A 22080-nucleotide genomic window follows, 5' to 3' on the forward strand; every position below is an offset into this window, starting at 1 on the left:
CCGGCTCAGTGGACGATGCGGTAGCGGTGTTCGGGGCGGCCGGTGGTTCCGTAGCGGAGTTCGAGCCGGACCATGCCCTCCCGTACGAGGTAGGAGAGATAGCGCTGGGCCGTGGCGCGGGAGACGCCGGTGAGTTCGGCGGCCTGGGCCGCGGACAAGGCTTCCGAGGCGGTGCGCAGGACCTGGTGCAGCAGGGCCAGGGTCGGCGCGGAGTGACCCTTGGCCGGAACCCGGGGTACGGCCGGCGGGCGGGCGGCGCTGAAGAGGGCGTCCACGTCGGCCTGGTCGGTTCGGGGGGCCAGACCCAGGGCGTCCACGCGGTGCTGGAGTTCGCGGTAGGCGGTGAGCCGCTCGGCCAGGTCGCCGGCGCCGAACGGCTTGACCAGGTAGCCCACGGCGCCGAGCTTCATGGCGGTCCGTACCGAGGTGATGTCCCGGTCGGCGGTGATCATGATTGCGTCGGGTCGGGCGCCGCCCTCGTCCGAGCTGAGCTGCCGCAGCACGTCGAGTCCGCTGCCGTCCGGCAGGAAGATGTCGAGCAGCAGCAGGTCGGGGTGGAGGGTGCGCACCGCGTCCAGCGTCTCGGCGACGGTCGACGCCCGGCCGACCACCTCGAAGTCCGCGACGCGGGACGCGTAGTCGCAGTGGATGTGGCTGACGCGGAAGTCGTCGTCCACCACCAGAATCCTGATCATCCGCGGTCACCTCCTGTCGGCGAGGCCGACGTCAGCTGTGCGTCTCGGGGTACGGGGGTGGCGTCGGCCAGTGGGAGTACGACGGTGAAGACCGCGCCCGGTCCCTCGCTGACGGTGATCGTCCCGCCGTGCCGTTGTGCCAGCCGGTGGACCAGGGCCAGGCCCAGCCCGCGCCGGGCGGTGCCCCGGTCGGGCCGGGTGGACCAGCCGTCCTCGAAGATCGACTCGGCGGCGCCCGGCGGAATCCCCGGGCCGCTGTCCGCGACGCTCACCATCACCTGGTCGACGGCCTCGACCAGCGACAGCTGCACCTCGCGGCCGCCCGCCGGGGGCGGTCCGCCGGCCGCCGCGTCGATCGCGTTGTCCAGCAGGTTGCCGACGATGGTCAGCAGCCGGCGCAGATGCGGCGGGTCCTCGCCGAGCGCGGAGTCGTCGCTGAGCACCATCCGTACCCCGCGTTCCGCGGCCACCGTGGTCTTGGCGACGATCAGTCCGACGAGCAGGGGGTGGCCGATCCGTTCGCGTACGGACTCGGTCAGCGCCTGGTCGGCGCCGGCCGACTCGACGGCGTATTCGTAGGCGGCGTCGTGGTCGCCGATGTCCAGCAGCCCGGCCACGGTGTGCATACGGTTGGTGAACTCGTGCTGCTGGGCGCGCAGGGCGTCGGTCAGCCCGCGTACGGAGTCCAGTTCGCGCAGGAGGCCGATCAGCTCGGTGCGGTCGCGGACGGTGACCACCGCGCCCAGTTCCCGGCCGTGCAGCGTCACCGGCATCCGGTTGACCACCAGGCAGTGGTCGTCGGTCAGCACGTTGAGGTCGGTGCCGGTGAGGGTGCCGTCCAGGGCGCGGCGCAGCCGCCCGTCGGGCAGCAGCTCGTCGAGCGTGCTGCCGAGCGCGGTGCCGAGGCCGAGCAGGTTGCGGGCCTCGTCGTTGACGACGGTGATCCGGCCGTCGGGGTCGAAGGCGATGACGCCCTCGCGGATGCCGTGCAGCATCGCCTCGCGGTCCTGCAGCAGCCCGGCGATCTCCTCCAGCTCCAGGCCGAACGTCGTCCGCTTCAAGCGCCTGGCCAGCAGGAACGCGGCGGCCGAGCCGAGCGCGACGGCGATTGCGGAGTACAGGCCGAAGGTGGGCAGCTCGCGCCAGAGCTCGCCCAGGACGTAGTGCTCGGGGATGCCCGCGGACACCTCCCCGACCAGGGTGCCGTCGGGCGCCTTCAGCGGGGCCTTGCCGTTGGCGGAGCGGCCCGTCGCGCCCTGGTCGGTGCCGACGTGCGACTTGCCGTCGAGGACCACGATCTGATCGCCGGTCGGTTCGCCGATCAGGGCCGGGTCGGGGTGCGAGTGGCGGACGCCGTGCAGGTCGAGCACGACGACGTAGGACGCCCCCGACGCCTTGCGGATCCGTTCGGCGACGGTCTGCACGATGCCGTCGCCGCCCCCGTGCGCCATGGCCTGCCGGATCTGCGGGTCGGCGGCCGTGGTCTGGGCGATGTCCAGTGCCCGCCCCTCGTAGGCGCGGTCGATCTCGGCCCGCTGGGCGAACGCGAAGAGGACGAAGCCGATGGCTCCGGTGAGGGTCAGGATGACCAGCTGGTTGGCCAGGATCCGCGCCGAGAGCCTCCCCTTTCGGCCACGGCCGATGCGGATACGGATGGGCATCACAAGCTTTCGCCCTTGTCGTGCTGCCGGGCCCGGCCCCTTCGCCGTACCCGTGGTGGCGCGATTGTGTCCCACCGAGGACTCTCTGCCCACCCCCATCTCGCTGAGCAGAACGAGCAGAACCCCCGCGAATACGGCTAACGCGAGATACGTCTGAAACAGCGACGTAACCCCAGGTGGCCTTTTAGCGTCTGCCTTCCTCGACCTCCGAGGTTAGGAAGGAGACGGCCTCAGATGGCTTCGCGAAACGATGCCGCGACTGGCTCCGTTGCCGAGAAGATCGGCCCGGACAGTGCGCGAGTCGAGATTTCAGGGCTCACCAAACGTTTTCTGACCCCTGCGGGTGAGGTGTTCACGGCACTGCAGGACGTTTCGTTCACCGTGGAGCCGGGCCAGTTCTGCGCGGTGGTCGGCCCGACGGGCTGCGGCAAGTCCACGACGCTGAGCATGGTGTCCGGGCTCGACCGGCCCAGCGAGGGGTCGGTCAAGGTCGGCGGCCGTGAGGTGGACGGGGTCACCGACGGCGTCAGCTTCATGTTCCAGAGCGACGCGCTGCTGCCTTGGAAGACCGTCCTCGGCAACGTCCTGATGGGCCCGGTCTTCCGCGGCGTCCCCAAGCAGAAGGCGCAGGCCTCGGCGCGCGACTGGCTGCGCCGGGTGGGTCTGACGGGGTTCGAGGACCGTTACCCGCATCAGCTCTCCGGCGGCATGCGCAAGCGCGTGGCGATGGCCGCGGCGCTGATCAACGAACCCAAGATCCTGATCATGGACGAGCCGTTCGGCGCACTGGACGTGCAGACCAAGGCGATCATGTCCACCGAACTGCTCGGCCTGTGGGAGCAGATCCGTCCGTCGGTCATCTTCATCACCCACGACCTCGACGAGGCCGTGGCGCTCGCCGACCGGGTCGTCGTCATGACGTCAAGCCCGGGCTCGGTCAAGGCGATCTTCGACATCGACCTGCCGCGCCCGCGCGGTTCGGTCCAGGAGATCCGCTTCCAGCCCCGCTTCATCGAACTTCAGCACCAGATCTGGGACTCGCTGCGCGAGGAGGTGGAGCGCGCCTACGCACGCACCGCAGGAGGTACGGCATGAGTACGACATCCACCGCTTCCGCCGCCCCGGTCAAGGACGGCACACCGGTGTCGGCCGCGGCAGGCGCCAAGCGCAAGGTCCGCAGGCGCGTCGCGCTGACGTGGGCGGGCCGCCTCGTCCTCGCGGCCATCGTCATCGGCGGCTGGCAGGCGTTCACCACCTGGGGGATCGTCGACAAGTTCTTCTTCGGGCAGCCGACCGGCATAGCCAAGCGGCTGGTCGACCTCTTCCAGCACGGCACCGAGAACGGGTCCTACTACGCGGACATCTGGACCACCGTCCAGGAGGCGCTCATCGGCTTCGCCCTCGGGACCGTCTCCGGAGTGGTCTTCGGCATCGCGTTGGGCCAGAGCCGCTACCTCTCCGAAGTGCTCGGTCCCTACATCAAGGTGGTGAACGCGATCCCGCGTATCGTCCTGGGCTCGATCTTCATGATCGCGTTCGGCATCGGCACGCTCCCGAAGGTCCTGCTCGCCGCGGTCCTGGTGTTCTTCATCGTCTTCTTCAACGCCTTCCAGGGCGTCCGTGAGGTCGACCGCAACATCCTCGCCAACGCCAAGGTGCTGGGCGCCTCCCAGCTGCAGATCATCCGGCACGTCATCGTGCCCTCCGCGCTCACCTGGATCATCGCCAGCCTGCACAGCGCCTTCGGCTTCGCCATCGTCGGCGCACTGGTCGGCGAGGTGCTCGGCGCGCAAAAGGGCCTCGGCCTGGTCATCAAGACCGCGCAGGACAACTTCGACCCCGATGGCGTGTTCGCGACCATGGTCGTCATCGCGGTGATCGTACTCGGCGCCGAGTGGCTGATCGGCAAGCTCGAACACCGGCTGCTCGCCTGGCGTCCGCCGGCCTCGTCCGAGGCCAACAGCCTCTGACGCAGCCCCTCCCCAGCAATACCTCGTCCCCCCAGTAACACCTCAGCAAAGGAATGTGGCCAGCCATGTCCAGACGACCCGTCGCCGTCGCCGCGTCTCTCCTCACCGTTCTCGCCCTGGGCGCCGTCAGCGCCTGTTCCAGCAACTCCAGCACCTCCGAGGAGAGCGGCTCCGGCTCCGTCCCGACCGTCAAGCTCATGGTCGGCGGCATCGACAAGCAGATCTACCTCCCCTACGAGCTCGCCCAGAACCTCGGCTTCTACAAGAAGTACGGCGTCAACGTCTCGCTGAGCACCGAGCAGCAGGGCGGTCTCGGCGCTGAGGACGCCCTGGCCTCCGGGCAGGTGGACATGGCGGGCGCCTGGTACGTCCACACCATCGACTTCCAGGTGAAGGGCAAGGCGGTGGAGGGCATCGTTCAGCTGTCCGGCGCGCCGGGCGAGCGGGAGATGTGTGTCCCGAAGAGCGGCGTCCACTCCGGCGCGGACTTCAAGGGGAAGACGCTCGGCGTCACCGACATCGGGTCGGGCACCGACATGCTCACCCAGTTCATGGGCGCGCAGAAGGGCGTCAAGGCCAACCAGTTCAGCCGGATCGGCGTGAGCCAGGGCGCCACGGCCATCGCCGCGCTGCTTAACGGCAAGACCGCCTGCGTCATGACGACGCAGCCGACGGTGGCCGCGATCGAGAAGAAGGGCATCGGCGCCTCCGCCATCGACCTGGCCACCACCGCGGGCGCCAAGGAGGCACTCGGCGGCACCTGGCCGGCCGCGACCGTCCTCGCCCAGACCAGCTGGGTCAACTCGCACAAGGACGCGGCGCAGAAGGTCGTCGACGCGCTCGTCGCCACCATGCACTGGATCAACACGCACAGCGCGGCCGACATCGCGAACAAGCTGCCGCAGTCGTACGTGTCGAACCAGCTGGTGACCAAGGCCGACTACATCAAGGCCCTGGACCAGGACAAGGGACAGTTCCTTCCGGACGGCATCATGCCGGCCGGCGGCCCGAAGACCGTTCTGGCGAGCGAGGAACTCGTCGGCCACGCGACCTCGTCGGTGAACCTCGGCACGACGTTCACCAATGAGTTCGCCCTGAAGGCCAACAAGACCGAGGGCTTCAAGACCACCACGACCCCGGCGGGCCAGAACGGCTGAGTCGGACCGCGCTCATGGGGCCGTGCAGGTGTGACCGAAACCTGAACGGCCCCGCGAGCGCGCCGTCGCATTTGGAGTCGTGGATTCTCGTGCAGACCTTCGTGTTGTTCGGGAAATTGCGAGAGTAATAATGCGTCAGCATTACCCTCGGCATGAGTGATCAAGCAAGCGTAAAGCCTCTATACCCAAGTCCCCATACCTCTTGCAAAGAGGCATGAGAATGCCACAGAATAATCATGTTCGGAAGTATCCGAGCGGAAATCCAACGGGGGGCGTTCTTTCTCGCCTGCCCAGAGAAAGGAACAAGGAATGCTGAAAAGCATCAAGCGCGCTTTGACGGTCGTCGGTGTGTCCAGTGCAGCCGTTACTCTGGCGGCGACCAGCGCGTTCGCGTCCGGCGTGAATTACCCTTCGCAGAGCAAGAACGTGTCGTACGGGAACTGCACGGTCACCGTCAGCGGGCACTCTTCGTACAGCTCGACGTACGGGGGCTATGTGTTCATCGGGGACTCGTCGGCAAATTCCATCTACTGCTCCGAGGCGTACGTCGAGGTCGTCTGGATCGACAAGAGCGGAAATGAGCAGTACAAGAAGGTCTACTCGTACGGCGGTGCGACTGAAACCGCGAACGCGGTCTACAAGCTTCTGCCCAGCCAGTACTCCAAGGTGCTGGAAGTCGTTGGATACGGCATCAATGGCACCCACAGCACTCCCACCGCGTACCTGTACTTCTAAGTAGATCGACTGTACTGATGCCCCGCCGGACTCTCCGGCGGGGCATCAGTGTCAGGAGAAACAAGGCAGGCGGAGCGCCCGGGTCGCCCGGCCCCGCGCACCGACTCAGTCCGCATTGGGCCGGGCGAGCCCGAGGTCGTAGGCGAAGATCACGGCCTGGATGCGGTCCCGGGCTCCGATCTTGGCCAGGACGCGGCCCACGTGGGTCTTGACGGTGGACTCGGACAGGACGAACCGGGTGGCGATCTCGCCGTTGGTCCAGCCCTGGCCGACGGCCACGAGGATCTCGCGCTCGCGGTCGGTGAGGGAGCTCAGCCTCGGGTCCTCGGCGGCATCTGCGCGGTGGGCGGGGACGTAGCGTGCGAACTCGTCCAGGAGGCGGCGGGTGAGGGCGGGCGCGATGACCGCGTCGCCCACGGCGACGGCCCGGATGCCGGCGAGGAGTTCCTCCGCGCGCGCGTCCTTGAGGAGGAAGCCGCTGGCACCGGCGCGCAGGGCGGCGTGGACGTACTCGTCGAGGTCGAAGGTGGTGAGCACGAGGACGCGCGAACGGTCGCCGGCGGCGACGATGCGGCGGGTGGCCTCGATGCCGTCCATGCCGGGCATCCGGATGTCCATCAGGACGACGTCCGGGCGCAGTTCGGCGGCCTTGCGGACGGCCTCGGCGCCGTGGGCGGCCTCACCGACGACCTCGGTCTCGGGGACGGAGTCCAGGAGCATGCGGAAGCCGTAGCGCTGCAGCGGCTGGTCGTCCACGATGAGCACGGTGGTCACCGGACACCGCCTTGGGGCGTGAGGTCGAGGACGGCTTCGACGCTCCACCCTCCGCCGCCCGCCGGTCCCGCGCTGACGGTTCCGCCGTAGAGGGCCGCCCGTTCCCGCATACCCACCAGGCCGTGTCCTTCCTCGTGCGGTCCCGGCGGTGCGGCCGGGCCGGTGTCCTGGACCCGGATGGTCAGCCGGGTGTCCGTCTCGATGATCGCCAGGTGCACCCGGGTGTCGGTGTCGGCGTGCTTCAAGGTGTTGGTGAGCGCTTCCTGGACGATGCGGTACGCCGTCAGCTGCACCCCGCTGTCCAGGGCGTCCATGTCGCCGGAGGTGCGGTAGACGACCTCCAGTCCGGCGGCGCGCACCTTGGCGCACAGTGCATCGATGTCCGAGATGCCGGGCTGCGGGCTGAGTTCGGGCCCGCCCTGGGGACCGTCTGCCGCCTCGCGCAGCACACCCAGTACGCGCCGCAGCTCGCCGAGGGCCTGCCGGCCGGTGTCCCCGATGAGCTGGAGGGCCTCCTTGCCGCGTTCGGGTGCGATGTCGGTGGCGTAGGCGCCGGCGTCGGCGAGCGTGATGATGACGGACAGGTTGTGGCCGACGATGTCGTGCATCTCCCGGGCGACGCGGGTGCGTTCGGTGGCCGCGGCCAGCCTGCTGCGCTGGTCGCGCTCGATCTCCAGCCGGGCGGCCCGCTCCCGAAGCCCCGCGAGCTGGGCCCGGCGGATGCGGATCATCAGGCCGACCGCGAGGGCCGCGGTCGTCGTGCTCAGCAGGAAGAACAGAGCGTCCCAGACGGACACGGCCGCGGACACCCGTACGGCGACCAGCACCATGGCGCCCGCCATGGCTGCGCAGGCCCACGGCAGCTGCCGCAGCCGACCGTGCAGGGCCAGGCTGTACAGGGCGATGAAGAGGGCGACGTCCGCGCGCAGCGCCGCGCCGATCGACCACTGCAGGACGAACACCGCGGCGATGGCACCGAAGGCGGCCAGGGGCCTGCGCCGCCGCCACAGCAGGGGCAGTACCAGTCCGGCCTGCAGAGCGAGCATTCCCGCGACGGACAGCTGGGTGAAGGCAAGCCGGAAGCGGCGCGGCCCGTCGCCGTCGCCGGCACCGCCATGCAGCAGGTCGGGCAGGCAGAACATCAGGAAGACCACGACCACGACCGCGGTGTCCAGCACCCATGGATGTGTCCGGTCGGCCTGCCGCAACCGCTGGCCGCCCCGGGAAAGACGGGCGACCAGCGGTCCCATCCCGCTGATGTCTTCGGTGGTCACGGACGTCACCTGTCCATGGTGCCGGGCGTCAGACGTCGCTGCGCGCGAGCCGGTACGCCGCGCCGCCCAGCGCCAGCGCCGTCCAGCACAGGAAGACCAGCAGCCCGGCGCCGGGCGACAGGGTCGTCGAGTCATGGGTCAGGGCGAACATCGACTCCCCCGCGTTGGACGGCAGGTAGGGGCTGATGTTGTCCTGCCAGGAGCTCGGCAGCAGCGAGATCAGTCCCGGGATCAGCATCAGCGCGGCCACCAGGACCGAGATCCCGCCGGCCACCGACCGCAGCAGCGCGCCCAGGGCGACGCCGATCACGCCGACCAGGCCGAGATACAGTCCGGCGCCCAGCAGACTGCGCAGCACACCGGCGTGCGAAAGGCCCATGGCCGCGGGCGTGCCCGAGACGATCCCGCTGCCGAACAGGAAGGCGACGAACGCGCCCAGCGTTCCCACCGCCAGCGCGACCAGCCCGAACACCGCCGCCTTGGACCACAGCACGGGCAGCCGGCGGGGCACCGCCGCGAGCGTCGAGCGGATCATGCCGGTCGAGTACTCCCCCGCCGTGACCAGCACACCGAGCACACCGAGGGCCAGCTGGGCGAAGTTCGTACCGAAGAGGGACAGGCTCACGGCCGTGGACGAGGCGAAGTCCCGGTCCATGTGGCCGGAGTTGATCCCCGACTTGTAGCGGCTCGCGGCGATCAGACCGAAAGCCACCAGGAACAGCAGCCCCAGCCCCAGGGTGATCCAGGTGGAACGCAGGGACCACAGCTTGGCCCACTCCGAGGACAGCACGCGCCGTCCGGTCACCCGGTAGACGGGGCGGGCGGGGGCGGTGCGGGGTTCCTCGGCGGTTGCGGTGAGGGTGCTCATGCCGGCCTCCCGAGGGTCTCGATCCCGGTCGTGGATCCGTGGTACTCCACGGCCTCCCTGGTCAGGTCCATGAACGCCTCCTCCAGCGACACCGTCCGCGCGCTCAGCTCGAACAGCGGGATCTGGTGCTCGGCCGCCGTCAGTCCGATCTGGCGGGCGGTCAGCCCGGTCACCTGCAGTTCCTCGGAGCCGACGCGTCCCGTGATGTCGACGCCCGGCCCCGCCAGTACGTCCCGAAGCCGCGCCGGGTCCTGGGTCGCGACCGTCACCGTGTCGCCGCCCGCCTCGCGGATCAGGTCCCCCACGGTCGTGTCGGCCAGCAGCCGCCCACGCCCCACGATGATCAGATGGTCCGCCACCAGGGCCATCTCGCTCATCAGGTGCGAGGACACGAACACGGTCCGGCCCTCGTCGGCGAGCGCCTTGAGCAGATTGCGGATCCAGAGCACGCCCTCCGGGTCCAGCCCGTTGACCGGCTCGTCCAGCATCACCGTCTGCGGATCGCCCAGCAGAGCCGCCGCGATGCCCAGCCGCTGGCCCATCCCGAGGGAGAAGGCACCGGCCCGCTTCTTCGCCACACTGCCCAGCCCGGCGAGGTCGATGACCTCGTCGACCCGGCGGCGCGGAATGCCGTGGGTCAGCGCGAGGGCCCTGAGGTGGTTGTACGCCGAGCGGCCCGGGTGGACCGACTTCGCTTCCAGGAGGGCACCGACCTCCTGGAGCGGTGCCGCGTGGCGGGCGTAGCGGTGGCCGTTGACGGTGACGGAGCCGCTGGTCGGGGCGTCGAGCCCGACGATCATGCGCATCGTCGTGGACTTTCCCGCACCGTTGGGCCCCAGAAAGCCGGTCACCGTACCCGGCTTCACGTCGAAGTCCAGCCCGTCGACGGCCGTCTTCTCGCCGTACCTCTTGGTCAACTGCCGTGCGTCGATCATGCGCGTTCTTCCTGTCGGCCTCCGGCGCCACACGTTTCCGACGCCGCACCGGCAACGCTAGGCGCCGATTCGCCCGCTCCCGTGGTACCGAAAGGCTGAACCGCGCCGTGCGCGTAGTACCGCGGTACCACCCGGCTACCTGCGGTGTCTTTCGCGCACGGGTCTACGTCATCGGCAACGGAGCGGGCGGAGCGGGACTGGGGCTGCCGCCGGCGCGAGGTCGGTCAGGACAGGATCTCGACGTACCCGTCGGTTCCGTGGACGCGGATCCGCTGTCCGTCCCGGATCAGCCGGGTGGCCCGCTCCACGCCCACGACGGCCGGCAGGCCGTACTCGCGGGCGATCACCGCGCCATGGGTCATCAGGCCGCCCACCTCCGTCACCAGGCCTGCGACTGCGACGAACAGCGGCGACCAGCTGGGGTCCGTGAAGGCGGTGACCAGGATGTCGCCCGCTTCGAGATCGGCCTCCGCCATGTCGAGGATGACGCGGGCCCTTCCCTCGATGGTCCCGCCGGAGACCGGGAGGCCGATCAGGGCGCCGTCCGGCACGTCGTCGCGCCGGTACGCCCCGGTGACGGCCTCACCATCCGAGGTGAGCACCCGGGGCGGGGTGAGCGCGTGGTACGACCGGAAGGCGTCCTTGCGCTGCTGGATGAGCCGGCCATCCACGTGGTGGGAACGCACGACCTCGTGGAGTTCCTGGAACGTGAGGTAGAAGATGTCCTCCTTCCAAGGAAGCACGTCGGCCTGCACGAGGCGCTCGGCCTCCTCCAACAGGGCCTGTTTGTAGACGAAGTAGCGGCTGACGATGCCGTACTTCGGGTACTCCCGATACCCGATGAAGGTCCGGACCCGGTCGATCATCCGCTTGGTCTCGTCGGCTTTCCGATCCCCGTCCGGCAGGGCCCGCAGGCGTGACAGCACGTCCTGTTCCTTCTTCCGCGCCTTCTGCCGGCCTTCCTCGAAGCGCCGCTCGGCGGCGCCCGGGGCGAAGTTCCTGACGTTGTCGAGGAGCACGGGCACGAGCGTGGTGGGGCGCTCCCGCCACCGTGGCCTCGTGATGTCGATCTCGCCGACGCAGCGCATGCCGTACCGGTCGAGGTAGGCCTCGATGGCGTCGCGCGCTTCGGTCCCGCCCGCGAGCTTCGCCAGCTCGTCCAGGAAGCCCTCGTCCTCGACGCCGACACCCTGGAGGAACGCCACCACCTGCGGCTGCGTGCGGATCACGTCCGCGACGTCGAGCAGCGCCAGTCCCATCTCCGACGTGACGTTGTCGGGGGCGGACAGCGTGAGCGTGTCAGCCGCGTTCTTCTCGCCCAGCCATTCCTGCAGCTTGTCGTTGAGCCACCACGTGGCCTCCATTCCCGCCATGATCGCCTGCATGTTCAGCGGATCACCGAGGTTTCGCTTGTGCTCCTCGAAGGCTTCCAGCAGGAAGTCGAACAGTGCCGGTCCGGTCTTCGTCCGGATGTCGCGCTCCAGGGCGGCGATGGACGCCTGGCTGCGCTCGATCAGCTCGGTGACGATGGACGGATCGGGCTCGGTCGGCGCGGACGCACCGCCGGCCGGCATCCCGCCGGGATCGGCGTCCGGGAGCGAGGGGACGAAATCGTCATGGTCGAGGACGGTCTCCAGAGCGTCCCTGACCAGCGGATCGCCTCTCCCCACGAGGTCCAGGAGGGCGGCGCGGCTCGCGGGCGAGGCCAGGCGCCGGGTGACGTCGACGAAGAGTCTCCCGCCGGCGGTGTGCATCGGCACCATGGCCGTCAGCTGCCAGACGGAGAGCCCCAGGGGCTTCATGGGGTCGGTCATCATCTGCTGATGGCCGGTGGAGACGTAGACGTGGTTCTCCTGGTCACCGGCCTCGGGGATGGGGAACAGCGTCGTGATGGGCCGACTCTGAACGATCTGGAAGCCGTCGTCGACCAGGCACCATTCGATGTCCTGCGGGCGGCCGAAGTGCGCTTCGATCCGCCGCCCGAGCTGCACGAGGCGCACCACCTGCGCATCCGTCAGCGCCGGTTGCTCCTGCCGCTGCGAGTCGATCGCCACTTCCTGCGTGCCGCCGGCCGGCAGGGCGTGCACGGCCCGCTGTTTGGCGGCGATCGTCTTGGCGACGACTTCGCCGTGTCGCACCTTGAAGACATCCGGGTTCACCAGGCCGGAGACCAGGGCCTCGCCGAGGCCGAAGCCGGCGTCCACGGTGGCGACCGTACGGTTGCCGGTGACGGGGTCGGCCGTGAACAGGATGCCGGACGCATGCGGGAAGACCATCTGCTGGACGACCACGGCCATGTGGACCGTACGGTGATCGATGCCGTTGCGCCGGCGGTAGATCACGGCCCGTTCGGTGAACAGCGAGGCCCAGCACCGGCTGACGTGCTGGAGGATCGCCGTCGCCCCCACCACGTTCAGGTACGTGTCCTGCTGGCCGGCAAAGGAGGCCGTCGGCAGGTCCTCTGCCGTCGCGCTGGAGCGGACGGCGCAGGCGGCCTGCTCGCCGAGCCGGGCGAGCGCGCGGGTGATCGCCGCCGCGAGATCGCCCGGGACGGCAGTCCTCTCGATGGTCCGACGAATCTCCGCGCTGAGCGTGCGGATCGCTTCCCGGTCGTCCGGGTCAAGGCGCGACAACCGATCGAGCTGATCGTCGATCGACGGCGCTTCCGCCATGATCCGCCGGAAGGCGTCCGTCGTCACGCAGAAGCCCCCCGGCACGCGGATGCCTTCGATCCGCGACAGCCCGGCCAGGTGCGCGCCCTTGCCGCCGACGACCGCGACCTGCGTCTCGTCGACCTCTTGAAGATCCAGCACGTACCGCACAGTCACTGCGATACCTCCGAGGCAGCCGTGCGCCGCTGTACCGCGGCGGCCGATCGACTCACCGGCGCCTCCACCTCTGTCCCTTGTTCGACGTCACCGCGTCCCCCATACGTCGACAACACACGCACGTCATGCCCCCGTTTCCGCAGGTTGTAGCCTCGGCCGACGATTCTGCGCCATACACCGGGGCTTGCGGCAAGCCCCCCAGCGCGCTATACGTTGAAAGGGCGAGGAGAGAGCTCTCCTTGCCCTTTGTTGTCCACTGGGCCTTTCGCCGTCCAATGAGCTGTCGACCGCACCGCAAGGTCAGCCGCTCACCGCGCGCAGCGCTCCCGGCCTGCGGCCGTTGAGACGGTCGAGCGCGGTGGCCGTGGCCTCGTCGACCGGGAGGTGCACCACCAGGCGCTGACCTTCGTCCGGGAGCGCGAGTGTCTCGTACGACAGGCGCAGGCGGCCCGCCTGAGGGTGGTCGACGAGTTCGGTCCCGAAGCGGGCGGGCGTGACCGGTACAGCGGCGAGCCGGTCACTGAAGGGCGTCCCCACCGCCGCCGTCAACTCCTCGGCCAGCGCGGTCACATGAGGCTCGTGCAGCGAGGACTCGTGGCGCAGATGGGCGACCTGCTCGTCCGCCAGCCGGTCCCATCCGGGGTACACCGCGCGGGCCCGGGCATCGGTGAACAGATACCGCACCATGTTCGGCGGGTCGCCGTCGAGCAGGCCGAGCGGGCGGGCGTACCGCTCGTAGCCCTGTGTGCAGGCCACGATGTCGCCGATCCAGTTGAGCAGGACGGCCGGCGAAGGCTCCAGGCGGTCGAGCAGCGCCCGGAGGGTCGGCCGCACCGTGCGCACCGGCGGTGCGCTGACCGACTGGCACAGCTCCTTGTCCGCGCCGTGCTCCTTGGCCAGGCGGTGCAACAGGAGACGGTCGGCCGTCGGCAGGTGAAGGGCGTCGCCGATTGCGGCGAGGACCTTGGGCGAGGGATTGCGGTCGCGGCCCTGTTCGAGCCGGGTGAGGTACTCGACGCTGATGCCGGCGAGGGTGGCCAGCTCGGCCCGGCGCAGCCCCGGCGTGCGGCGGCGGGGGCCCGTGGGCAGGCCCACCTCGGCGGGGGTGACAGCTTCACGGCGGGTGCGCAGGAAGGTGCCCAGCTCGTTGTCGTTCACCTGTCGAACCGTACAACGCGTGCCGCCCTGGAGGATGGCCCTGCCACTACCACTCTTCGCCCGGCCTCCCTCCCCCGCCACGGAGCCTGCACGATGACGCCATGAGCAATGACAACTCCCCGACCACCACTGCCACTTCCGTCGCCGCGCTGCCCCTCTCCCCCGGCGACTGGGAACTCGACCCTCTTCACTCGGCGGTCAACTTCACCATCCGCCACCTCGGGATCGCCAAGGTGCGCGGCCGCTTCACCGAGTTCAGCACCGGGCTGTACGTCGGTGAGACCCCTGCCGACGTGCGGGTGAGCGCCGAGATCGCTCTCGCCTCCATCGACACCGGGAACTCCGACCGCGACGCGCACACCCGCTCGGCCGAGCTGCTCGACGTGGCGAAGCGGCCGACGATGACGTTCCGCTCGACGCGGGTGTCCGGAGCGGGCGAGGACTGGACGATGGCGGGGGACCTGACCATCGGGGACGTGACCCGCCCGGTCACGTTCGCCGTCGAGTTCGGCGGGGTGGTGGACCACCCTCTGGACCAGAGGAAGCACGCAGGGTTCGAGGCGACGGGTGAGATCCGGCGCAGCGACTTCGGGCTGGACTTCGGGGCCGGGCTCCTCGGTGATGTCGTCAGGATTCATCTGGACATGCAGTTCGTGGGACCGCAGGGTCAGGGTGGCTGATCGAGAACACCGCGAAGCCCCGCTCTCCGATCGCACCGGAGGGCGGGGCTTCGTGCTGTCCGTCGGGAGCCGGCATCGACGCTGAGTTTTCGCCTGCAGCATCGGGATTCGCCGCGGGGCACCGCACTGTTTCACCTCGGCGCAGTGGTTCGGCTCCTGGGGTCAGTCGGTCTTGCCCGGGGCGGGTGCATTGAGGCCCGTCGGGCCGACGCGGAGCATCGCCCGGTAGAGGGCCTCATGCTCGGGTGAGGGAGGCAGGGGGCCGCGGGCCGGGGCCTCGAAGGACTGGATGAACAGGGCGACGACGCGGCGCCAGGCGTCAGGGGCGGCGTCGCCGGTGGCACCCACGACGCCGGCGTTGGCCATGTGGATCAGCACCAGGTCCGAGGGGTCGAAGTCCTCGCGCAGACGGCCGGTCGCCTTGGCGCGGTCGATGAGCCGCACCATGCCCTCGTACGCCTCGTTGCGGCGTTGTTCCATGGCCTTGGCGGTGGGGAAGGTCGTGGTCAGGACGTCGGCGAAGCCTTGGTCGGCGGCCTGCATCGCGCAGGCGGTCTCGATGTAGCCGACGAAGCCGTGCCAGGGGTCGGGGTCGTCCAGGGCGACGGCGACCACGTCGGCGTAGGCGTCCATGCGGTCGGCGAAGACGGCGGCGACCAACTCCTCCTTGGTGGGGAAGCGGCGGAACATGGTGGCGATCCCCACGCCTGCCTCCCGGGCCACGGACGCCATCGACGCCCCCAGCCCGTCCCGCGCGAACACCGTGCGGGCGGCGGCGATGATCCGCCCCCGGTTGCGCTCGGCATCGCTGCGCAGGGGCTGCGCGGCGGTGTCGTCGGGGTGCTGGGCGCCAGGAGTCATACGGGCCAGCCTATCAATCGGATTGCCCTATCCACTTGTGATGGTAGCGTGGTGCCAGCCAAACCGGATAGACCTATCCGGATGTCGAATCGGATAGACCTATCCAGATGTGCGTGTTACCGCCGACTCAGGTTTTTACGAAAGGATCGCTGCGACCAGCATCGCCATTGTCGGAGCCGGCCCCCAGCTGGGCCTGGCCATCGCCCGTACCTTCGGCTCCCGGGGGCTCGACGTCGCCCTGATCTCCCGCAACCGCGACAAGCTCGACGGACTCGTCCGCACGCTCACCGCGGAGGGCATCAATGCCGCCGCGTTCCCCGCCGACGTACTCGACCGCGGCGCACTCACCCAGGCGCTCAAGGACGCCGCCGCACGGTTCGGCGGGATCGACGTCCTGGAGTACTCCCCGTTGGGAACGTTCGGCTCGGTCGTGCTGACCACTCCGGCCGAGAGCGACCCGTCCGATGTGCAGCACGAGATCGAGTTCCAGCTCTACGGAGCGATCGCCGCCACCAAGGCGGTGCTGCCGGCGATGCGCGAGGCCGGCGCGGGCACCCTGCTCTACACCACCGGCGCCGGCTCCCTCGACCCCGTGCCGGTGGTCGGCAACGTCAACGCCGCCGCAGCGGCGCTGCGCAACTGGGCGGTCAACCTCCACAAGGAACTGGACGGAACCGGCATTCAGGCCGCTCACGTCGGCATCGACGTGTCGATCGCCGTCTCCCTCATCCCCGGCCGGCCGGTGATCCAGCCCGAGGACATCTCCCCCGTCTACTGGGAGCTGCACACCACCAAGCGCGACCAGGCCGAACTCGTCTTCAGCGGCTGAGACAGTCTCGGTGCCCCTGAATGCCATCGCATGACCCGCCATGGCATTCAGGGGCACCGCATCACGTGCCGGACTTCCGGCAGGCGGCGTTGCGCGCCAGAAATGGGTTGCAGTTGAAGATCGTGACGCGGATGCTCCCACCATGAAGATGCACGCCAACCAGCTGACGGTGTCACCTGAGACGGTGCGCATGCTGGTGGAGCAGCAGTTTCCTGAATGGCGGAGCCTGCCCGTCAGGAGCATCGCGTCGCAGGGTACGGTCAACGCCATCTTCCGAATTGGCGATCGGTTCGCAGCCCGATTCCCTCTTGAATCCGCAGACGTCGAGCCGACGCGGCACTGGCTGGAGTCCGAAGCGGAAGCGGCTCGCGAGCTGGCAGGTCGCACGCGTTTCCCCACGCCCGAGCCGGTCGCCCTTGGTGAGCCTGGGGCAGGTTACCCGCTTCCGTGGTCGGTGCAGACGTGGCTGCCCGGCGTCGTGGCCGCCAACGAGGACCCGGGCGAATCGTCAGCGTTTGCTCGTGACTTGGCCGATCTCATCGGCGACCTGCGCGCGATCGACACGCGTGGCCGCACGTTCGCCGACACGGGTCGAGGAGGCGACCTGCAGTCCCATGACGCGTGGATGGAGACCTGTTTCAGACACAGTGAGCAACTCCTGGATGTCCCTCGGCTGCGCCGTATCTGGGCAATTTTGCGTGATCTGCCGCGAGGTGCAGCTGAGGACGCCATGGCCCATTGCGATCTGATTCCTGGCAACGTGCTCGTGTCCGCCGGTCGGCTTGCGGGGATTGTCGACGTCGGCGGCTTCGGGCCGGCTGACCCTTCGCTGGATCTTGTGGGTGCGTGGCATTTGCTTGAGGCTGCGCCGCGGCAGGTGCTCCGTGATCACCTGGGTAGCGACGACCTTGAATGGCAGCGAGGCAAGGCGTGGGCTTTCGTTCAAGCGATGGGGTTGGTCTGGTACTACGTCAAAAGCAACCCGGCCATGAGCCGGACGGGTCAACGAACCTTGGAACGCATCCTGGCGGACAAGTCGCTCGCGTGACTTGAAGCAGCTGCCGGTCGCGGGTACGCCGCCTTGATGCGCCGTTCGAAGCGCCAGCGGGCCCGGTCATCGCACTCGGCCATCAGCAGTTCGGCGAGGGACCCGCGGCAGGACATCTGGTCCCGGGCGGCCGCTTCGGCCAGTTCGGGGAACTGAGCCCGGATGGTGGGCAGCCTGAGCATGCGGCATACGTGTTCGACGGCCCCGGCCACCGCCGGCCGCGCCGCTGCGACGCCCGGCGGCATGGAGGCGCTGATGGCGCAGAACACCTTTGTGCGATGGGTGGTGCGCAACGGCCGGTGGACCTTCGGCGTGTCCGACTTCGATGAACTGGTCAAGGCAACCGAGGCGTTCACCCTGGCGGCTGTCGCCGACCGCATCACCTGCCCGGCACTCGTACTCGACGCCGAGCTCGACACCCTGCTGGCCAATGACGCCGTAGCCGTGTCAGCCATCCCCTCAGCCACGGTCACGCGGCCACAACAGCTCGGCCAACGATCACCCGCCAGGACGGGAGCCTAGACGGCCCGACGCGTCTCGAACGGCCGCTGGGAGACCTGGAGAGGCGGGCAGAACCTCATAGGCCCTGAGCCACCGGGCTGACCGGCCCGCTACGAGTCCGGCAGCGCACCGGACAGGGCGCGGTGGTCGGCCCGAGAACCACGGCACGGCTCAGGGCGTTTTCGTGGCGGACCTCTTCGCGGTCTTCCTCCTGCCGGCGCCCGTGCTCCTACGGCTGGGCTCGGCGGGCGCGCTTTTCCGCCTCGCGGCCTCCTCTGTGCTCGCGACCGCTCGCGATGGCTCTGTCCCGGTGGATGCGGTCGACCACTTGAACTCGATCTCCAGCTCGATCTCCCCGTCACTGACCTCGACCTCCATCTCGCTGCGCAGGTCGTCGGGGATCCGCAGGCTCAGCGTCCCGGGGCCGACTTCCCATTCGGCATCCCCGCCTTCCCTCAGCGCAGCTGCGAGTGCCTCATGGCGCTTTCCGCCCGACGCATAGCGCAGTGGACCATGAGCGTCCCCATGCGCGAGGCCCGGATGGGCTTTACGGTTGAGTCGAGAGGAAGCCCCACATTCGCGGAACTCGGTTCCTTCCCTCTCATCCCCGCCCCCTCGGGCCCAGAACTCACCAGGAGGGCATGCGACATGTCCACTGCGTCGGAAACCCCTGTACTGGACACCCTCGCCGCCATGACGGTCGACTCGATCGAGCGGTGCGGGCTGCCCCCAGACATGCTCATCCTCACGCGTATCGCGGCGCTCGCCGCCTCGGACGCCCCGCCCATCTCCTACGTGGCGCATATCGACCCCGCCGTGCAAGCAGGCCTGACCCCGGACCAGCTGCAGGACGTCCTGGTCGCCATCGCGCCCATCGTGGGCACCGCCCGCGTCATGACGGCAGCAGGCAACATCGCCACCGCACTCGGCATCGCCATCGCCGTCGCCGACACCGAGATCGAGGGTCAGGGCTGAGGGCAGCCGTCCGCCCGGCATCGACGGGCAGGGTTGCGCCGGCGACCGGGTGTAGAGGCAGTGGTGCCGGCGGTGGAAGCGTAGCTGCGTGCGAACGACGCGGTGCCGGCCGAAGGCAAGCGCGTGCTGATCGACAACAAGGGCCGGTTCGACGGCGCCCGGGTGGTCGGCGCCGACGAGTGATCAGGCTTCCGTGCCGTCAGTACTTGTCGAGGAATTCGATGATCGCGGCATTGACGGCCTCCGGCCGCTCCAGATTTCCCAGGTGGCCGCAATCGGGGATCTCCACGTAGTCACAGTCGGGTATGGCCTCCGCGACGTCCGCGACGAGGTGCGGCGGGCAGATCAGATCGTCGGTGAAGGCGATGGCACGGCACGGCACGGTGATCATCCGCAGTGCCGCGCGCCTGTCCGTGACGGTGTCGACCCATGCCTGGCCTCCGGCGGCGCCGCCACGGGACACCTCGAATATCTCCAGCCAGGAGGAGCTGACGTCGTCGTCGTTCAATGTCGACGGGGACAGCATCTCGAGCACGGTCCGTACCGCTTCGTACTTCGGGGGGAGTCGGACGCCGCTCTCCTCCAGCGCTCTGTCCGCGGCCGTCATCGCAAGGCGCGCCTTGTCGGACCGCGCCCTGGTGGCGATCAGGACGGCGGAGCGCACCAGGTGCGGCCAGCCGATCGCAAGCTCCTGCGCGATGATCGCGCCCATCGACGTTCCGACGATTCGGCATGGTCCCAGATCGAGCGCCTCGATCAGCCCTTTGGTATCGGCGACCATGTCCGCCAGAGAGTATTTCCCGGGGGGCACGTCCGACGGGGCGATACCCCGATTGTCGAATACGACCGTCTCGTATCCCGCCTGATTCAACGCCGGCGTCTGGTGCAGGGTCCAGACATGCCCCGCAGCCCCGGACCCCATGATGAGGAGCACGGGCTCCCCTCTGCCCGAGCGCTGAAATGCGAGCCGGATTCCGTTGCTCCTCACGAAGGGCATGCCGTACCCCAATTCACGCTGTTGTCTCCCCGATATTGCGCTGCACGGCTCGCTGATCAACGCAGCTTCGCGACAGCCTGTCCGGAGGCATCCGGCTGCCGCAGCGGCCCAGTTGAGCACTGCCGCGGCCTGTGTCCTTCCCGGGAGGACGCAGGCCGTGGCATGCGAGAGCACGCTGCTACCAGCGCCACTCCTGCTGCCCGTACAGGTGCCCGGCCCTGATGCCGCGGCCCTTGCACCAGGTCAGGAATTCCTCGATCTGCTTGATCTGATACGTGTCCTCGGTATACGTGGTGGCCATGACGTGGCCCAGCCAGGGCTCCTCCCCCATGGCGTAGACATACGCCTCCTTGGCACCCAGCTCCGTCATGATCGCAGCGGCCTGATCGGCGTTCGATCCCGACAGCTTGCGCGAGCTGCTCATCTTCTTGGTGACCGGAATGGTCAGCAGTGCCTGATAGAGCCAGGTCAGCGGCGCCCCGTCGCACTCCATGCCCAGGAAGGCGAGGTCGGCGGTGCCCAGGTGCTCCTTGATGTAGCGGTAGAGCTGAGGCTCGATGCCCGAGGAGTCCGCCCCGATGAAGATCTTCTTCCCTGCCAGCTCGGCCCAGTAGGTCGACTTGGCGCGGATGTCCAGATCGCAGTGCTCACCGAGGAACGGGGTGGCGGTGATCCTGCCGCCGGGGAACTCCACCTCGTCGAAGTCGTCGACCTCGATCACCGGGAAGCCCTGGGCCTTGAGCATGAGGGCCATCGACGGGTCGGCCAGATTGCCGCGCGAGGAACGGGGCAGCACGAACGCCCCGACCCGGCCACGCAGTTGCATCAGGGTTTCCAGGACGATGTGGTCCTGGTGGCCGTGGGTGATCAGGACCAGGTCGATGCGGTCGGGCAGATCGTCCAGGGTGTACCGGTCGCCCACGCTGCTGTCCGCGCTGATGAACGGGTCGGTCACGACCGCTGCTTCGGGCGTCTGCAGCACGAGGCAGGCATGCCCGAAGTACCGGATCCGGCCGCCGGCCTCGATGTGCCGGTCCTCGGCCTGGCTGGAGCGGTCGGTCAGCAGTCCGGACAGCTGCTTGGCCTGAGTGTCGTCCAGTTCGAGCGCCTCGCGCAGATGGCCCAGGGTGGTGGGCCGCACCCGGGACTTGAACAGCTCTTCCAGCCCCGTGTGACGGAACGGAAGGCCCAGTTCCAGGACGTCCGGGGAGGGCAGCCGCGGCGTACTCAGGATGAACGGCCGCTCGATCCCGGTCTCCAGGGACAGCTGAACGGACTGGCGGGACTCCTGGTAGACGCCGCTCTTGTAGACCAAGGGTTCCAGGAACCGTATCTGCGCCTGGTTGTCGGTGTCGTACGCGAGCTCGACCAGACCCCCCAGCTCCGGCGGCAGTTTGGGATACAGCGGCGTCAGGTCGAAGCCGGTGGCGTTCGCCCGCAGCAGTTCCTGACCGGCGGCGATCGCCTCGGCGAACCTCAGCATGTCGGCCCGGTCCCGCTTGATCGCGGCCAGCAGATCGCGCACCTCGTCGGCGCGCTCCTCGGCGATGTTGATGAAGTATCCGCCGCGCAGATCCGGATTGTTGCTGGCAGCGACATGCACCTGCGGTGACTGCAAATAGGACTCGAGAAGCGGAACCTGCAGGTTCGCCAGATTCATCGCCGCCTGTACCGGCGCCAGCGTATAGGGCCAGGCGAAGAACCTGTCCACCAGCGGCTCGATTATGACCTTCGACCGCAGAAACAACTGATCGTCAGTCATCTCCGCCCCTCTCTTCAGGAGAATCCAATTCAGGCTCCGGGGAATAGACACTGGAATGGCCGCGCACAGGAGCACTCGTCGGAATCAGGATGCCCACGAATGCAACAGCGATCAATGTTCTGCGTCTGCACACGGGCGTTGAACACCGATGGCCCTGTTCAACCGTGCGCACGCGGCAGTTGAACAGTCGTCACAGTCAGCCGGGCGGAGTTAACTTGAGGCCCGCCGTTCACGACACGTGCCTGTGCGCGAGAGGTTAAGGGCCGGGCGAAAGCGGTGTGTCGTGAATTCCGCACTCGCCCGCAGCCACGTGTATCGGCCTCCCGAGCCGCCGAATGATCGCGGACCCACACGAGAGCGAGGCAGATCCCC

General features: G+C 68.8%; 21 protein-coding genes and 1 pseudogene. 9 read left to right on the forward strand and 13 right to left on the reverse strand.

The window, feature by feature from the left end; translation table 11 throughout:
• Positions 1-5 precede the first annotated feature (5 nt).
• Both P2Q00_RS06135 and P2Q00_RS06140 read right to left on the reverse strand, forming a co-directional pair.
• On the reverse strand, positions 6-695 hold the full coding sequence (locus P2Q00_RS06135) for a response regulator (RefSeq protein ID WP_275770310.1): 690 nt from the start codon (positions 693-695) through the stop codon (positions 6-8).
• The gene (locus P2Q00_RS06140) at positions 692-2356 is read right to left on the reverse strand and encodes an ATP-binding protein (protein WP_275770311.1); all 1665 of its coding nucleotides are present in this window, start codon (positions 2354-2356) and stop codon (positions 692-694) included. The genes P2Q00_RS06135 and P2Q00_RS06140 overlap by 4 nt, the downstream gene beginning before the upstream one ends.
• Before the next feature lie 234 nt (positions 2357-2590).
• On the opposite strand from P2Q00_RS06140, the gene P2Q00_RS06145 reads away from it, so the two are divergent.
• The 4 genes from P2Q00_RS06145 to P2Q00_RS06160 all read left to right on the forward strand — a co-directional run bounded on the left by P2Q00_RS06145 (position 2591) and on the right by P2Q00_RS06160 (position 6218).
• Entirely contained in the window at positions 2591-3451 is an 861-nt protein-coding gene (locus P2Q00_RS06145; protein ID WP_275770313.1) for an ABC transporter ATP-binding protein, read from the forward strand.
• Positions 3448-4326, forward strand: a complete 879-nt coding sequence (locus P2Q00_RS06150; protein ID WP_275770315.1) for an ABC transporter permease — start codon at positions 3448-3450, stop codon at positions 4324-4326. The genes P2Q00_RS06145 and P2Q00_RS06150 overlap by 4 nt, the downstream gene beginning before the upstream one ends.
• 65 nt (positions 4327-4391) lie before the next feature.
• Complete coding sequence (locus P2Q00_RS06155; RefSeq protein WP_275770317.1) at positions 4392-5483, forward strand: ABC transporter substrate-binding protein; 1092 nt, start codon at positions 4392-4394, stop codon at positions 5481-5483.
• A 309-nt stretch (positions 5484-5792) separates the two neighbouring features.
• The gene (locus P2Q00_RS06160; protein WP_275770319.1) at positions 5793-6218 is read left to right on the forward strand and encodes a hypothetical protein; all 426 of its coding nucleotides are present in this window, start codon (positions 5793-5795) and stop codon (positions 6216-6218) included.
• Between the two features lie 105 nt (positions 6219-6323).
• Here the strand turns inward: P2Q00_RS06160 and P2Q00_RS06165 are convergent, their stop codons facing one another.
• The 6 genes from P2Q00_RS06165 to P2Q00_RS06190 all read right to left on the reverse strand — a co-directional run bounded on the left by P2Q00_RS06165 (position 6324) and on the right by P2Q00_RS06190 (position 14055).
• Entirely contained in the window at positions 6324-6992 is a 669-nt protein-coding gene (locus P2Q00_RS06165) for a response regulator (RefSeq protein WP_275770321.1), read from the reverse strand.
• Complete coding sequence (locus P2Q00_RS06170; protein ID WP_425579495.1) at positions 6989-8242, reverse strand: sensor histidine kinase; 1254 nt, start codon at positions 8240-8242, stop codon at positions 6989-6991. Before P2Q00_RS06170 ends, P2Q00_RS06165 begins: the two co-directional genes overlap by 4 nt.
• A 52-nt stretch (positions 8243-8294) precedes the next feature.
• Positions 8295-9134, reverse strand: coding sequence for an ABC transporter permease (locus tag P2Q00_RS06175; RefSeq protein WP_275770325.1), 840 nt, complete (start codon positions 9132-9134; stop codon positions 8295-8297).
• On the reverse strand, positions 9131-10069 hold the full coding sequence (locus P2Q00_RS06180; RefSeq protein WP_275770327.1) for an ABC transporter ATP-binding protein: 939 nt from the start codon (positions 10067-10069) through the stop codon (positions 9131-9133). Before P2Q00_RS06180 ends, P2Q00_RS06175 begins: the two co-directional genes overlap by 4 nt.
• Before the next feature lie 224 nt (positions 10070-10293).
• Positions 10294-12897, reverse strand: coding sequence for a rifamycin-inactivating phosphotransferase (rph, locus tag P2Q00_RS06185; RefSeq protein ID WP_275770329.1), 2604 nt, complete (start codon positions 12895-12897; stop codon positions 10294-10296).
• Positions 12898-13197: 300 nt separating this feature from the next.
• Positions 13198-14055, reverse strand: a complete 858-nt coding sequence (locus P2Q00_RS06190; RefSeq protein ID WP_275770331.1) for a helix-turn-helix domain-containing protein — start codon at positions 14053-14055, stop codon at positions 13198-13200.
• A gap of 101 nt (positions 14056-14156) precedes the next feature.
• On the opposite strand from P2Q00_RS06190, the gene P2Q00_RS06195 reads away from it, so the two are divergent.
• Positions 14157-14735 carry a YceI family protein gene (locus P2Q00_RS06195; RefSeq protein ID WP_275770333.1) on the forward strand — a complete coding sequence of 193 codons (579 nt, stop codon included), beginning with the start codon at positions 14157-14159 and terminating at the stop codon, positions 14733-14735.
• 162 nt (positions 14736-14897) lie between these two features.
• Here the strand turns inward: P2Q00_RS06195 and P2Q00_RS06200 are convergent, their stop codons facing one another.
• Positions 14898-15596, reverse strand: coding sequence for a TetR/AcrR family transcriptional regulator (locus tag P2Q00_RS06200; protein ID WP_275770335.1), 699 nt, complete (start codon positions 15594-15596; stop codon positions 14898-14900).
• Positions 15597-15705: 109 nt separating this feature from the next.
• Between P2Q00_RS06200 and P2Q00_RS06205 the strand changes: the two genes are divergently transcribed.
• Positions 15706-16425 carry an SDR family NAD(P)-dependent oxidoreductase gene (locus P2Q00_RS06205; RefSeq protein ID WP_275770337.1) on the forward strand — a complete coding sequence of 240 codons (720 nt, stop codon included), beginning with the start codon at positions 15706-15708 and terminating at the stop codon, positions 16423-16425.
• Positions 16426-16567: 142 nt separating this feature from the next.
• On the forward strand, positions 16568-17473 hold the full coding sequence (locus P2Q00_RS06210; RefSeq protein ID WP_275770339.1) for an aminoglycoside phosphotransferase family protein: 906 nt from the start codon (positions 16568-16570) through the stop codon (positions 17471-17473).
• A gap of 17 nt (positions 17474-17490) precedes the next feature.
• Here the strand turns inward: P2Q00_RS06210 and P2Q00_RS06215 are convergent.
• Positions 17491-17718 (reverse strand): annotated as a pseudogene (locus P2Q00_RS06215) (hypothetical protein); the annotation flags it as partial.
• Here P2Q00_RS06215 and P2Q00_RS06220 point away from each other — a divergent pair.
• Positions 17654-17995 carry a hypothetical protein gene (locus P2Q00_RS06220; RefSeq protein ID WP_275770757.1) on the forward strand — a complete coding sequence of 114 codons (342 nt, stop codon included), beginning with the start codon at positions 17654-17656 and terminating at the stop codon, positions 17993-17995. The pseudogene P2Q00_RS06215 and the gene P2Q00_RS06220 sit on opposite strands and share 65 nt — an antisense overlap.
• 150 nt (positions 17996-18145) lie before the next feature.
• Here P2Q00_RS06220 and P2Q00_RS06225 read toward each other — a convergent pair whose 3' ends face one another.
• Entirely contained in the window at positions 18146-18481 is a 336-nt protein-coding gene (locus P2Q00_RS06225) for an amphi-Trp domain-containing protein (RefSeq protein ID WP_275770736.1), read from the reverse strand.
• 141 nt (positions 18482-18622) lie between these two features.
• Between P2Q00_RS06225 and P2Q00_RS06230 the strand changes: the two genes are divergently transcribed.
• Entirely contained in the window at positions 18623-18949 is a 327-nt protein-coding gene (locus P2Q00_RS06230; RefSeq protein ID WP_275770341.1) for a carboxymuconolactone decarboxylase family protein, read from the forward strand.
• Positions 18950-19148: 199 nt separating this feature from the next.
• On the opposite strand, the gene P2Q00_RS06235 is transcribed toward P2Q00_RS06230, so the two are convergent.
• Together P2Q00_RS06235 and P2Q00_RS06240 are read right to left on the reverse strand one after the other, a co-directional pair.
• Positions 19149-19883 carry an alpha/beta fold hydrolase gene (locus tag P2Q00_RS06235; RefSeq protein ID WP_338059295.1) on the reverse strand — a complete coding sequence of 245 codons (735 nt, stop codon included), beginning with the start codon at positions 19881-19883 and terminating at the stop codon, positions 19149-19151.
• Between the two features lie 241 nt (positions 19884-20124).
• On the reverse strand, positions 20125-21708 hold the full coding sequence (locus tag P2Q00_RS06240; protein WP_275770345.1) for an MBL fold metallo-hydrolase: 1584 nt from the start codon (positions 21706-21708) through the stop codon (positions 20125-20127).
• Positions 21709-22080 lie beyond the last annotated feature (372 nt).

The organism is Streptomyces coacervatus (assembly GCF_029223485.1).
Classification (GTDB): Bacteria; Actinomycetota; Actinomycetes; order Streptomycetales; family Streptomycetaceae; genus Streptomyces; species Streptomyces coacervatus.